This window comes from Oryzomicrobium sp., assembly GCF_036820405.1.
Classification (GTDB): Bacteria; Pseudomonadota; Gammaproteobacteria; order Burkholderiales; family Rhodocyclaceae; genus Oryzomicrobium.
The window spans coordinates 147,617-161,273 of sequence record NZ_DAISLS010000008.1; the positions used below are offsets into that span (position 1 = coordinate 147,617).

A 13,657-nucleotide genomic window follows, 5' to 3' on the forward strand; every position below is an offset into this window, starting at 1 on the left:
ATTCCTACATGGCACCCCGCAAACAAAAAACCCGCCGGGGCAACCGGCGGGTTTTTCGTTTGCGGATAGTGAGGATGCCGGCGCCGCCGGCCCGCCCTGGCTTGCGCCCTACTCCTGGGCCAAGCCGTGGCGCAGGGCGTAGCGCACCAGGTCGGCGTTGTTGTCGATGGCGAGCTTTTGCATCAGGCGGGTCTTGTGGGTGCTCACCGTCTTGGCGCTGACGTGGAGCCGATCGCCCACCTCGGCCAGGGACAGGCCGCCGCTCAACAGTTGCAGCACCTCGAATTCCCGGTCGGACAGCACTTCGTGGGGCGGTGCGTCCTCGGGGGCGCCGAACACCATGGCGTCGACCAGGTCGGGATCGATGAAGCGGCCGCCGCCCGCTACCTTGCGCACCGCCGCCAGCAGAATGGCCGGATCGCTATCCTTGGTGACGTAGCCGGCCGCGCCGGCGCGCAGCGCCCGGGACACCAACTGGCTCTCGTTGTGCATGCTGAGTACCAGAATCGGCACCTGGGGCGCCTCGCCGTGGGCACGGCGGATCAGGTCCAGCCCGCTGAGGCCGGGCATGGACATGTCCATCAGCAGCAAATCCACCCCGCCCTGGCGCAGTTGGGCCAGGACTTCGCTGCCCTGGCTGGCCTCGGCGCAGACTTGCAGGTCCGCTTCGGCGGTGATGAGCTGCTTGAGGCCGCCACGCACGATGCTATGGTCGTCGGCGATCAGGATACGGATCATGGCGCCACATCCTCCCGGGGGATGGTGATGTACAGGGTGGTGCCCCGGCCGGGCACGCTGTGGATGCGCAAGGTGCCGCCCAGAGCCTCGAGGCGTTCGCCCATGCCCACCAGGCCAAAGGAATTGGGCCGGACCAAGGATGGGTCGAAGCCCTTGCCGTCGTCGGCAATGCTTAGTTCCACTTGCTGGTCGCCCAGGTGAAACCGGACGGTCACCGAGCTGGCCCCGGCATGGCGCATCACATTGGTCAGCGACTCTTGGACAATGCGGAATAGGGCCGTGGCCCGGCCATCGTCCAGGGACTCCTCGCCGCTGGCGCCGAACGTGCAGACGATGCCGGTGCGCTGGCGAAAATCATCGGTGAGCCATTCCAGGGCCGGCACGATGCCCAGGTTGAGCATGGCCGGACGCAACTGGCTGGCCACTTGGCGCATTACTCCAACGGTGTCGTCGAGCAACTTCTGGATGGTTTCCAGGCGCCGGCCGATGTCTGGCGAGACTTCGCCCAGGTCGCGGCGCAGCAGGCTCACATCCATCTTCAGGGCGGTAAGCAGGGAGCCCTGCTCGTCGTGCAGCTCCCGGGCGATGCGCTTGCGCTCTTCCTCGACCGCCTCTCCCCAATGGGCGGCCAGTTCGCGCAGGCGCTGGGAGGATTCACGCAGTTCCTGCTCCATGCGCTTGGTTTCGGTCAGATCGAGTACGAAGGACACGCCGCGTTCGACCTCTCCATCCAATCGTGCGCTGCCGACCAGGACCGGGAAACGGGTCCCGTCGACCCGCAGGCAGGTCTTCTCATAAGGCAGGATGGCCTGGCCCTCCGCCATGGCGGCCCGGGCACGCCGGGTGATTTCATGGCATTCCGGCGCCACCAGCCGCTCCCAGGAGACCTCTCCGGCCAGAACATCCTCACGGCGCAGGCCGAACAGTTCCAGGAAGGCCGTATTGGCATCGATGACGCGGTTATCTCGCCCCCAGAACATGACGCCAATGATGTTGGCGTCCACCAGGTAGTGGATCAGGGCATTGCGCTCCTGCAAGGCGACTTCGGCCTGGCGGCGTTCGGCAACCTCGGCACTGAGGCGCCGGTTGGCGGCCTCCAGCTCGGCGGTGCGCTCCCGCACCCGCTCTTCCAGGTCGCGGCGCAGGGCCTGCAAGGTGAGGTGGGTGGCGATGCGGGCCTGCACCTCTTCGCTCTTGATCGGCTTGGCGATGTAGTCCACCCCGCCGCTGGCAAAGGCCTTGACCCGGTCCTCCACCGCGCTGGCGGCGCTGATGAAGATTACCGGAATGTCCGCGCAGCCCGGCTCGGCCTTGAGCCGGGCACAGGTCTCGTAGCCGTCCATGTCGGGCATGCAGATGTCGAGCAGGACCAGGTCCGGACGGCCCTGGGCCACGGCAGCCAACACCGCGGCGCCGTCGTTGACGGCCAGCACCGTATAGCCCCAGCGCTCCAGCAGCCGGACAAGCAGGTGCCGGTCCAGCGGCGAATCATCCGCCAGCAGGATCGTACCCGACGGGTTGGGGACTGCGCTTGTCTGCGTCACGTTGCCCTCCTGAAACCCTGCCGTGCCCATGCGTGCTGGGACCGACAGCCAACTACATACTGTAGCGGATGGAAACCACATGCAACCTGACTAATACTGTCATGGAAAGCGGGCCGCCGGCATGGCCCAAGAAAAAGCCCGGCATGGCCGGGCTTTTCGGGAGGCTGGAGATAAACGGCGGCCGGTGGAAGGCCGCCAGGCGGTCACTCCACGGTGACCGATTTCGCCAGGTTGCGCGGCTTATCCACGTCGGTGCCCTTGACCAGCGCGGCGTGGTAGGCGAGCAGTTGCAGGGGCACCACGTGCAGCACCGGGGAGAGCTTGCCGTAATGCTCGGGCAGCTGGATCAGGTGCACCCCGTCGGCCTCGCCGGCCCCCAGGTCCACCCGTGCGTCGGCAAAGACGTACAGCTCGCCGCCCCGGGCGCGCACTTCCTGGAGGTTGCTCTTGAGCTTTTCCAAGAGTTCGTCGTTGGGGGCCACGGCGATCACTGGCATATCCCGGTCCACCAGGGCCAGGGGGCCGTGCTTGAGCTCGCCGGCCGGGTAGGCTTCGGCGTGGATGTAGGAGATTTCCTTGAGCTTCAAGGCCCCTTCCAGGGCGATCGGGTAGTGGATGCCCCGACCCAGGAACAGGGCGTGGCGCTTGTCGGCGAAGTGCTCGGCCCAGGCCTGGATGGCCGGTTCCTGCTCCAGCACGGCGGACACGGCGGCGGGCAGGTGGCGCAGGGCGTCGATTTCCCGGGCCTCGTCCGCGGCGGTAAGGCGGCCCTTGGTCTTGGCCACAGCCAAGGTGAGCAGGTAGAGGGCGGCAAGCTGGGTGGTGAAGGCCTTGGTGGAGGCCACGCCGATCTCGGGGCCGGCCCGGGTGATGAAGCGCAGGGCCGATTCGCGCACGATGGCCGATTCGGGCACGTTGCACAGGGCCAGGGTATGGGGCTGGCCCAGGGCCTTGGCGTGCTTGAGGGCGGCCAGGGTGTCGGCGGTCTCGCCGGACTGGGAAATGGCCACCACCAGCTGGCGCGGATTGGGCACCGAGGTGCGGTAGCGGTATTCGCTGGCGATCTCCACGGTGCAGGGCACGCCGGCGATGCTTTCCAGCCAGTAGCGGGCGGTCAGGCCCGAGTGGTAGCTGGTGCCGCAAGCCAGGATCAGCACGCTGTCGATGTCGCGCAGCACGGCCTCGGCCTCGGCACCGAACAGGCCGGGCTGGACCGATTTGGCGGCGCCCACCAGTTCCAGGGTGTTGGCCAGGGCGTCGGGCTGCTCGAAGATTTCCTTCTGCATGTAGTGGCGGAAGCGCCCCAGTTCCACGGCGTCGGCGGACAGCTGGGAAAGCACGGCGGGGCGATCCACCGGAGTGCCGTCGGAACGCAGGACGCGGTGGCCGGCCGGGGTCAGCTCGGCCACGTCGCCGTTTTCCAGGTAAACCATGCGCCGAGTCACCTGGAGCAGGGCGGAAGCGTCGGAGGCAGCGTAGTTGCCGTCGTCGGCCAGGCCGAGCAGCAGCGGCGAGCCTTCCCGGGCGACGATCACCCGCGTCGGGTCTTCCTCGCGCACCACGGCGATGGCGTAGGCGCCCTTCAGCTGACGCACCGTGGCACACACGGCGGCAAGCAGGTCGGCGGAGCCCTTCAGCTCGCGCTGCACCAGGTGGGCGATGACCTCGGTGTCGGTGTCCGAGGTGAACACGTAGCCCTGGGCCTGCAATTCGGCCTTGAGGCCCTCGTAGTTCTCGATGATGCCGTTGTGCACCACCGCCAGCCCGCCAGAGATATGGGGGTGAGCGTTGCGCTCGCAGGGCACCCCGTGGGTGGCCCAGCGGGTATGGGCGATGCCGGTTTCGGCAGCCAGGGGGGGCGCGCCTTCCGGCGCGGCTAGGGCGGCCAGTTCGGCCACCCGGCCGACGGCGCGGCGCCGTTCCAGATGGGCGCCGTTGATCACCGCCAGGCCGGCGGAGTCGTAGCCTCGGTATTCAAGCTTGCGCAGCCCTTCGAGAAGGACGGGAACGATGTTGCGGCCGGTGGCCGCGGCGGCGACGATGCCACACATGGGGATTTCTCCTGCTTACTTGGCGGGGGTGGCGGCTTCGGCGGCGCCGGTTGCCGGAGCGAGGTCGCCGGCCTGGGCGGCGCCGGTGGGCAGATTGCCCTTCAGGGCCTCATCGACGGCGCGCTTGGCGAAGGTGGGGCCGGTGCCGTAGAGCAGCCCAACGCCCAGGGCGGCCAGGGCCAGGCCGAACAGGAGCTGCTTGCCGGGGCGGGCATTGTCGCTCCAGCGCTTGACGCAGAAGGTGACGGCACCGGCCAACGAGATCGCGAACACCCCGGCACCGGGCCGCCAGCCATAGACCATGCAGGCGATGGCGGCGAGCAGGGGGGCCAGGATGAACAGGCGCCACTTCCAGCCGAAAGCGAACGAGGTGACCAGACTGTCGGTGTAACCGACCAGCACCAGCACCAGCCCGGAAGCCACCGAGACGGCGACCACCAGGACGAACAGGGTGAACCAGATATCCATGGAAAAAGTCCAGGTTGCGAATGATGAGTGGGAGAAGGCCAAAGCCCGGCGACACCGGGCCGGGTCAGTCCTTCTTGGCCGCCTTGACCGGGCGCACCCAGTTGGGCACGGTGGTCTGGCGAGCGCGGGAGACGGTGAGCAGGCCGGCCGGCGCGTCCTTGGTCAAGGTGGTGCCGGCGCCCAGGGTGGCGCCCTTGCCGACCCGCACCGGGGCTACCAATTGGGTGTCGGAGCCGATGAAGGCGTCGTCCTCGATCACCGTGCGGAACTTGTTGGCGCCGTCGTAGTTGCAGGTGATGGTGCCGGCGCCGATGTTCACTCGTTCCCCCACGTCGGCGTCGCCCACGTAGGCCAGGTGGTTGGCCTTGGAGCCGGCGCCGATCACGCTGTTCTTGACCTCGACGAAGTTGCCGACGTGAGCCTCGGCCCCCAGGCGGGTGCCGGGACGCAGCCGGGCGTAGGGGCCGACGATGGCGTCCGGGCCGACCACGCAGTCCTCCAGGTGGCAAAAGGCGGCGAGACGGGCCCCGGCCTGGACGGTGACGTTCTTGAGCACGCAGTAGGGGCCCACGTCCACCGCCTCTTCCAGCACCACCTTGCCTTCGAACACAGCGCCGACGTCGATGGCCACGTCGCGGCCGCAATTGAGCTCGCCGCGGATGTCGATGCGCGCCGGGTCGGCCAGACGCACCCCGGCTTCGAGCAGGCGCCGGGCCAAGTGGCCCTGCCAGCTGCGCTCCAGCTCGGCCAGCTGAACCTTGCTATTGACGCCCAGGACTTCCCACTCGGCGGCGGGATGGGCGGTGTGCACCGGCACACCTTCAGCCACCGCCAGGGCGATCACGTCGGTCAGGTAATACTCGCCCTGGGCATTGTCGTTGGACAGGCGGCCCAGCCAGTCGCCCAGACGGGCCGTGGGCAAGGCCAGGATGCCGGTGTTGACCTCGTCGATGGCCTTTTCCGCCGGGCTCGCGTCCTTTTCCTCGACGATGTGGGTCACCCGGCCGGCGCCGTCGCGGACGATGCGGCCGTAGCCGGTGGGGTTGGCCAGGCGCACCGTGAGCACGGCCAGCCCGTCGCCGGCGGCGCGCACCAGGCGTTGCAGGGTTTCAGCCTGGATCAGGGGCACGTCGCCGTAGAGCACCAGGGTCACCGGCGCCGCGCTCAGGTGGGGCACCGCCTGGGCCACGGCGTGGCCGGTGCCGAGCTGGGGCGATTGCAGCGCCCAGGCCAGGTCCGGCGCCTCCAGGGCCGCGCGCACCACCTCGCCGCCATGGCCGTGCACCACGGTGATGCTCTGGGGCGCCAGGGAGCGGGCGGTGTCCAGCACGTGGGCGGCCAGGGCCTTGCCCGCCAGGGGATGCAGCACCTTGGGCAGGTTGGAGTGCATGCGCTTGCCCTGGCCGGCGGCCAGAACCACCACGTTGAGGGCGGGCAGGGGGGAATGGGAGGCAGACACGAGGGGCGGGCTCTCAAAAAAACAACCCGGCAGGGCCGGGGTTATCCGCCGGACAGGTCAGCCGGCGGTGCTGCGGTTCGGACGTATTTTCGCGCAGAAGGGGGGCGCCGCGCCAGGAAAGACGCCACGCCCGCCGGGGCATCAGGCCGACTTGCGCTCCTCCTGGGCACCCAGGACCTCGTCGAGCACCTGCTTGCCCCGCTGGGAGACGAACCAGTGCAGCACGCTCTTGTCGTTGATGCGCGCCTCAATCAGCCCCAGGGCCTTGAGGGCGGCGAGCCGGCCGCTGATCTGCTCCCGGGGCAGGCCGGTCTTGTCGGCCAGGCCGGCCAGGTTGCCGTAGACGAAGTTTTCCTCGTTGATGGCGCGCAGAATGCCCACGTCCTGGTAAGAGAGGCTGTTGGCATCGTTCTCGGCGCTTTCCGGGGTCTTGTCCGCCTGCGGCGGCGGGGCGGTGTTCAGGTCGCGCAGGGCGCCGACGTCGCTGCGCATTTGCTCCAGCTGGCTGAACAGGCGCTGGGTGACGTTTTCGACGAAGCGGCGGGTGGCCACCACGTAGAGCACCGAGAAGCCAGCGAAGACGAACAGGTCCAGGGGGCGGGTGCGGGCCGACTCCAGCAGGTTGGACGAGATCATGTTGAGGAAGAGGGGCACGGTCAGCGCCGCCACCACCCCGAGCAGGGCATAGCGCCCCCGTTCCGGCGCCGCGCCCCGGGGCCGGTCGGCGAGAAAGGCGTTGGCCAGCCCGCCGAGCAGGCCGGTGACCACGATGATGGCCAGGATGGCCATCAGGTGAGGGTCGGCCAGCCCTGACGGCTGAGCGACCTGAAGTGTCGTTTGCAGTTCCATCGAAACCCCCAGAACTAAATTCCGGCCTACAGCCGGGTCTCCTCGGCGGCGGTTCATGCCGCCGCGCCGTTTCGTTTCTACGATCAGCGCATAACTATGCCACAGTCCGGCCCATGAAAAACCCCGCCCGGGCACGGGGCCGGGGCGGGGTTGCACGGGCCTTGTGCGGACGCCGCTCAGCGGGGCAGCGAGGTCGCGCCCATGAGGAACTGGTCCACCTCGCGGGCGGCCTGACGGCCTTCGCGGATGGCCCACACCACCAGGGACTGGCCACGGCGCATGTCGCCGGCGGCGAACACCTTGTCCACGTTGGTGGCATAGCAGCCCTCACCGTCGGTGCTGGCCTCGGCGTTGCCGCGGGCGTCCTTCTTCACGCCGAAGGCGTCGAGCACGCCGCCCACCGGGTTGGTGAAGCCCATGGCGAACAGCACCAGGTCGGCCTTGAGTTCGAACTCGGAGCCCGGCACTTCGCTCATCTTGCCGTCCTTCCACTCCAGGCGGACCGCCTTGAGGGCGCGGACGTTGCCGTTGCCGTCGTCGATGAACTCCTTGGTGGCCACGGCGAAGTCGCGGGAGCAGCCTTCTTCGTGGGACGAGGAGGTGCGCAGCTTGATCGGCCAGTAGGGCCAGGTCAGGGCCTTGTTCTCCTGGGCCGGCGGCTGGGGCATCAGTTCGAACTGGGTCACGGACAGGGCGCCGTGGCGGTTGGAGGTGCCGACGCAGTCGGAACCGGTATCGCCGCCGCCGATCACCACCACGTGCTTGCCCTTGGCGGAGATGGGGTTGGCGCCGTCACCGGCCACTTCCTTGTTCTGCGGGATGAGCAGCTCCAGGGCGAAGTGCACGCCCTTGAGGGCGCGGCCCGGGACCGGCAGGTCGCGGGGCACTTCGGAACCGCCGGTGAGCAGCACGGCGTCGAATTCCTTGTCCAGCTGGGCCGGGGTCACCACCTCGGTGGCATCGTTGATGATGCCGGCGGGCACGTCGGCCTTGCTGCCGGCCACCAGCACCTTGGTCTTGAAGGTGACGCCCTCGGCTTCGAGCTGGGCGACGCGGCGGTCGATGGTGCTCTTTTCCAGCTTGAAGTCGGGAATGCCGTAGCGCAGCAGGCCGCCGACCCGGTCGTTCTTCTCGAACACGGTCACGGCGTGGCCGGCGCGGGCCAGCTGCTGGGCGGCCGCCAGGCCGGCGGGGCCGGAACCGACCACCGCCACCTTCTTGCCGGTCTTGGCCGCAGCGGGCTGGGGCTTCACCCAGCCGTTTTCCCAGGCCTTGTCGATGATGGCGTGCTCGATCGACTTGATGCCCACCGGCTCCTCATTGATGCCCAGGGTGCAGGCGGCCTCGCAGGGGGCGGGGCAGATGCGGCCGGTGAATTCCGGGAAGTTGTTGGTGGAGTGCAGGACGGCGATGGCCTCTTCCCACTTGTTGCGGTACACCAGGTCATTCCAGTCGGGAATGATGTTGTTAACCGGGCAGCCGTTGTTGCAGAACGGAATGCCGCAGTCCATGCAACGGGCGCCCTGGATGGCCGCATCCTTGTCGTCCAGGCGGGCGACAAACTCCTTGTAGTGCTTGAGCCGGGCCTCAACGGGCTGATAAGCCTCGGAGAGACGCTCGAACTCCATGAATCCAGTCGGCTTACCCATTACGCGGCCTCCAGTTGGTTCTCACGTTGCGCCTTGAGCTTCGCCAGGGCCTTGGCGTACTCGGTGGGCATGACTTTGACGAACTTGCAGCGGTAATCGCTCCAGCTGGCCAGGATTTCCTTGGCACGAGCGGAACCGGTGGCCGCGGCATGCTTTTCGATCAGGGACTTGAGCAGGGCCTCGTCGGCCATGGCCAGGTGGCGGATGTCCACCTTGCCGTGACCGGACAGGTCGCCACCCGGGCCGAATTCGCCCAGGGCGTCGGCGGCGGCCTCTTCCTCGGGCACCGGCTCCAGGGCCACCTGGGCCAAGTTGCAGCGGGACTGGAAGTCGCCTTCCAGATCGAGGACGTAGGCCACGCCGCCGGACATGCCCGCGGCGAAGTTGCGGCCGGTCTGGCCGAGCACGACGACGGTGCCGCCGGTCATGTATTCGCAGCCGTGGTCGCCCACGCCTTCCACCACCGCGGTGGCGCCGGAGTTGCGCACGCAGAAGCGTTCGCCGGCCACGCCGTTGAAGAACACCTCGCCGTCGATGGCGCCGTACAGGACGGTGTTGCCGACGATGATGTTCTCGGCGGTGTTGCCGCGGAAGGCTTGCGGAGCCTTGATGACGATGCGGCCGCCGGAGAGGCCCTTGCCGACGTAGTCGTTGCCTTCGCCGGTCAGCTCGAAGGTGACACCGTGAGCCAGGAAAGCACCGAAGCTCTGGCCGGCGGTACCGGTCAGGTTCACGTGGATGGTGTCGTCGGGCAGGCCGGCATGGCCGTAGCGCTTGGCCACCTCACCGGACAGCATGGCGCCGGCGGAGCGGTTGACGTTGATGATCTTGGACTCGATCACCACCTTCTCGCCCTTTTCCAGGGCCGGCTTGGCCTGCTCGATCAGGGTGTGGTCGAGGGCCTTCACCAGGCCGTGGTCCTGGGTCTCGGCGTGGAGGCGGGCCACGTCGTCGCCCACCGCCGGGATGTGGAAGATCTTGGTGAAGTCGAGACCCTTGGCCTTCCAATGCTCGATGCCATCCTTCATGTCGAGGAGGTCGGCACGGCCGATGATCTCGTCCAGGGTGCGCACACCCATCCAGGCCATCAGTTCGCGCAGCTCTTCGGCGACGAAGAAGAAGTAATTGACCACGTGCTCGGGCTGGCCGGTGAACTTCTTGCGCAGCGCCGGATCCTGGGTGGCCACGCCCACCGGGCAGGTGTTCAGGTGGCACTTGCGCATCATGATGCAGCCTTCCACCACCAGCGGCGCGGTGGCGAAGCCGAACTCGTCGGCGCCGAGCAAGGCACCGATCAGCACGTCGCGGCCGGTCTTCATCTGGCCGTCCACCTGGACGCGGATGCGGCCGCGCAGGCGGTTGAGCACCAGGGTCTGCTGGGTTTCGGCCAGGCCGAGTTCCCAGGGGGTGCCGGCATGCTTGATGGAGGACAGGGGCGAGGCACCGGTGCCGCCGTCATGGCCGGCGATCACCAGGTGGTCGGCCTTGGCCTTGGAGACGCCGGCGGCCACGGTGCCCACGCCCACTTCGGACACCAGCTTCACGGAGATGGAGGACACCGGATTCACGTTCTTCAGATCGTGGATCAGCTGGGCCAGGTCTTCGATGGAGTAGATGTCGTGGTGCGGCGGGGGGGAGATCAGGCCGACGCCGGGCACGGAGTGGCGCAGGGCGCCGATGTACTCGGAGACCTTGTGACCGGGCAGCTGGCCGCCTTCGCCGGGCTTGGCACCCTGGGCCATCTTGATCTGGATCTGGTCGGAGTTGGCCAGGTACTCGGCGGTGACGCCGAAGCGGCCGGAGGCCACCTGCTTGATCGCGGAGCGCAGGGAATCGCCGTCCTTCAGCTCCAGGTCGCGGGCGATGCGGCCGGCGCCGATGATCTCGGACAGCATCTGGCCGCCCTTGACAGGCTTGAAGCGGTTGGCATCCTCGCCGCCCTCGCCGGTGTTGGACTTGCCGCCGATGCGGTTCATCGCCACGGCCAGGGTGGTGTGGGCTTCGGTGGAGATGGAACCCAGGGACATGGCGCCGGTGGCGAAGCGCTTGACGATGTCCTTGGCGGATTCGACTTCCTCCAGGGGCACCGGAGCGCCGGCCTGCTTGATCTTGAACAGACCGCGCAGCGTCAGGTGGCGCTTGCTCTGGTCGTTGATGATCTTGGCGTACTCCTTGTAGGAGTCGAACTTGCCGGAGCGGGTCGAGTGCTGCAGCTTGGCGATGGCGTCCGGGGTCCACATGTGCTCTTCGCCGCGGATACGGAAGGCGTATTCGCCGCCGGTCTCGAGCATGTCGTCCAGGACCGGGTCGTTGCCGAAGGCGGCACGGTGCACGCGCAGGGCTTCCTCGGCCACTTCCTTGAGGCCGATGCCTTCCACCTGGGTGGCGGTACCGGGGAAGTAGCGCTTGACGAAGTCGGAGGCCAGGCCGATGGCTTCGAAGATCTGGGCGCCACAGTAGGACTGGTAGGTCGAGATGCCCATCTTGGACATGACCTTGTTCAGCCCCTTGTTGACGGCCTTGATGAAGCGCTTCTGAGCCTCGTAGGCGGACACTTCGCCGGGCAGGCCCTTGGCGATCTCGGCCAGGGTGTCCATGGTCAGCCACGGACAGACGGCCTCGGCGCCGTAACCGGCGAGCAGGGCGAAGTGGTGGGTTTCGCGGGCGGAGCCGGTATCGATCACCAGGCCGGTGGAGGTGCGCAGGCCAGCCTTCACCAGGTGGTGGTGGACGGCGGCACAAGCCAGCAGGGCGGGGATGGCGGCCCGGCTGGCGGTCACGCCGCGATCGGACAGGATCAGCACGTTGTAGCCGTCGGCCACGCTCTTCTCGGCGGCGGCGCAGACGGCCTGGAGGGCCTTGTCGCAGCCTTGCTCGCCTTCGGCGGCGGAGAAGGTGATGTCCAGCACCAGGGACTTGTAGCGGCCGTCGCTGGACTTGTCGATGGCGCGCAGCTTGGCCAGGTCGTCGTTGGTCAGCACCGGCTGGTGCACTTCCAGGCGCAGCGGCGGGTTGGTTTCATCGACGCCGAGCAGGTTGGGCTTGGGGCCGATGAAGCTGGTCAGGGACATGACGATTTCTTCGCGGATCGGGTCGATCGGCGGGTTCGTCACCTGGGCGAACAGCTGCTTGAAGTAGTGGTAGAGCGGCTTGTCCTTGTTGGACAGCACGGTCAGCGGGCTGTCGTTGCCCATGGAGCCGGTGGCTTCTTCGCCGGCGGCGGCCATCGGCTGCAGGATGAACTTGATGTCTTCCTGAGTGAAGCCGAAGGCTTGCTGCAGGTCGAGCAGGGACACGGCGGACGGCGCCACGGGCTCGGCCTTGGGCAGGTCGGCGAGGAAGTAGCGGGACTGCTCGATCCACTGGCGGTAGGGCTTGGCCGAGGACAGGGACTGCTTCACCTCGGCGTCGTCGATGATGCGGCCCTGCTCCAGGTCGATGAGGAACATCTTGCCCGGCTGCAGGCGCCACTTCTTGGCGATCGACTCTTGGGGGAAGGTCAGCACGCCCATTTCCGAGGCCATCATCACCAAGCCGTCGTCGGTCACCAGGTAGCGCGCCGGGCGCAGGCCGTTGCGGTCCAGGGTGGCGCCGATCTGGCGGCCGTCAGTGAAGGCCACCGCGGCAGGGCCGTCCCACGGTTCCATCAGGGCGGCGTGGTATTCGTAGAAGGCGCGGCGCTCTTCGTCCATGAGGGGATTGCCGGCCCAGGCTTCGGGGATCAGCATCATCATGGCGTGGGACAGGCTGTAGCCGCCCATCACCAGCAGTTCGAGGGCGTTGTCGAAGCAAGCGGAGTCGGACTGGCCGTCCACGATCAGGGGCCACAGCTTGTCCAGGTCTTCCTTCAGCCACTGGGAGGACATGGCCTTCTGGCGGGCCTTCATCCAGTTCACGTTGCCGCGCACGGTGTTGATTTCACCGTTGTGGGCAATCATGCGGAAGGGGTGGGCCAGATCCCAGGTGGGGAAGGTGTTGGTGGAGAAGCGCTGGTGCACCAGGGCCAGGGCAGAAACGACGCGGGAATCCTGCAGGTCCAGGTAGTACTCGCCCACCTGGTGGGCCAGCAGCATGCCCTTGTAGTTGATGGTGCGGGAGGACAAGGACGGGATGTAGAACTGCTTGCCGTCGTCCAGCTTGAGCTTGCGTACTTCGTGCTCGACCCGCTTGCGGATGACGAACAGCTTGCGCTCGAAGGCATCCTGGTCGCCCAGGTCGGCGGACTTGGCGATGAACGCCTGGCGCATCATCGGCTCGATGTCGCGGGCAGCTTCGGCCAGGCCCCGGTTGTCGCGGGGAACGTCGCGCCAGCCGAGCAGGGTCTGGCCTTCTTCGAAGATCACCCGAGCGATCACCGATTCGCAAGCGGCGCGGCCGTTGGCGGACTGGGGCAGGAAGACGATGCCACAGGCGTACTCACCGGCCTTGGGCAGCGTGATGCCCAGCTTGCCGGCTTCGTCGCGCAGGAAGGCATCCGGCATTTGAATGAGGATGCCCGCGCCGTCGCCGAGCAGCGGGTCGTAGCCAGTGGCGCCACGATGGTCGAGGTTCTTCAGGATCTGCAGACCCTGCTCGACGATCGCGTGACTCTTTTGGTTTTTGATGTGGGCCACGAAACCGACGCCACAGGCATCCTTTTCGTTGACCGGATCGTACAAACCCTGCGCCGCAGGGACAGCCGATTGCATCACGCTTTTTCCTTCATCAAACATCTCGCAAACCCCCTAATGTTTGGGCGGGCGAGCAGGTTGACAGCAAATCAGGGGCGGCAAAAAAGCCGGGCTCAGACGCTCCCGGCTTTTGTATCCGCTTTCCCGACGAAAGTGGTCAGTCGTTTTCACAGACGAACCGCAAACTATACGCCGTTAGAACTAGGCGATCAAGGCATTGCGGCGCAAC

At 67.3% G+C, this 13,657-nt stretch carries 8 protein-coding genes; all 8 read right to left on the minus strand.

Annotated elements, in window-relative coordinates; all coding sequences use genetic code 11:
- Positions 1-108 precede the first annotated feature (108 nt).
- The 8 genes from V7Z98_RS09345 to gltB all read right to left on the minus strand — a co-directional run bounded on the left by V7Z98_RS09345 (position 109) and on the right by gltB (position 13,446).
- Positions 109-738, minus strand: a complete 630-nt coding sequence (locus V7Z98_RS09345) for a response regulator (protein ID WP_293263589.1) — start codon at positions 736-738, stop codon at positions 109-111.
- Positions 735-2,282 carry a hybrid sensor histidine kinase/response regulator gene (locus V7Z98_RS09350; RefSeq protein ID WP_334157757.1) on the minus strand — a complete coding sequence of 516 codons (1,548 nt, stop codon included), beginning with the start codon at positions 2,280-2,282 and terminating at the stop codon, positions 735-737. The genes V7Z98_RS09345 and V7Z98_RS09350 overlap by 4 nt, the downstream gene beginning before the upstream one ends.
- A 203-nt stretch (positions 2,283-2,485) precedes the next feature.
- Positions 2,486-4,333 (minus strand): glutamine--fructose-6-phosphate transaminase (isomerizing), encoded by a 1,848-nt coding sequence (gene glmS, locus V7Z98_RS09355; protein WP_334157758.1) that lies wholly within the window; start codon positions 4,331-4,333, stop codon positions 2,486-2,488.
- Between the two features lie 15 nt (positions 4,334-4,348).
- A complete protein-coding gene (locus tag V7Z98_RS09360) occupies positions 4,349-4,801 on the minus strand; it encodes a hypothetical protein (protein WP_293263592.1) in 453 nt (150 codons plus the stop codon).
- A gap of 64 nt (positions 4,802-4,865) precedes the next feature.
- Positions 4,866-6,260 (minus strand): bifunctional UDP-N-acetylglucosamine diphosphorylase/glucosamine-1-phosphate N-acetyltransferase GlmU, encoded by a 1,395-nt coding sequence (gene glmU / locus V7Z98_RS09365; RefSeq protein WP_334157759.1) that lies wholly within the window; start codon positions 6,258-6,260, stop codon positions 4,866-4,868.
- Positions 6,261-6,401: 141 nt separating this feature from the next.
- Complete coding sequence (locus V7Z98_RS09370) at positions 6,402-7,109, minus strand: YEATS-associated helix-containing protein (protein ID WP_334157760.1); 708 nt, start codon at positions 7,107-7,109, stop codon at positions 6,402-6,404.
- Positions 7,110-7,285: 176 nt separating this feature from the next.
- Entirely contained in the window at positions 7,286-8,758 is a 1,473-nt protein-coding gene (locus V7Z98_RS09375) for a glutamate synthase subunit beta (protein WP_293263595.1), read from the minus strand.
- A complete protein-coding gene (gene gltB, locus V7Z98_RS09380; RefSeq protein ID WP_334157761.1) occupies positions 8,758-13,446 on the minus strand; it encodes a glutamate synthase large subunit in 4,689 nt (1,562 codons plus the stop codon). The genes V7Z98_RS09375 and gltB overlap by 1 nt, the downstream gene beginning before the upstream one ends.
- Positions 13,447-13,657: the final 211 nt, after the last annotated feature.